The sequence below is a fragment of the Streptococcus suis genome, from assembly GCF_002960625.1.
Lineage (GTDB): Bacteria > Bacillota > Bacilli > Lactobacillales > Streptococcaceae > Streptococcus > Streptococcus suis_T.
Genome location: NZ_POJH01000004.1, coordinates 1 through 296, shown reverse-complemented (window position 1 = coordinate 296; position 296 = coordinate 1). Strand labels below are relative to the sequence as shown.

Genomic DNA, 296 nt, shown 5'->3' with positions numbered 1-296 from the left:
ATCTTCTGAACTTGCCTTACTCACATCAATCCCAAAAACTGCACGCATGATATTACCTCTTTGTCTTGAATGATTCCTTGTTTTAGTGATGTCATTTTCAATACTCGACGTCTGGCGTCCCACATACTTTGATAACATTCTTTCTAAAACAGGTGTCTTGCCAGTTTTTGTTGCGACGTCTAGCGTCAAAAAGCCCTACGACTTAACAAGACACCTCTACTTTATCATAAAGAAAAAGTAGTGAGTACTTTCTCCCGTCGGAGATTTCCTCACTACTAATCTTAGTATGTTTTTGA

Annotated in this window: 1 protein-coding gene; it reads right to left on the bottom strand. The window is 38.5% G+C overall.

What is annotated here, in order from left to right:
• On the bottom strand, positions 1 to 189 hold a 189-nt coding region (locus tag C1G49_RS00010; protein WP_419579743.1), incomplete at its 3' end, for a hypothetical protein.
• Positions 190 to 296: the final 107 nt, after the last annotated feature.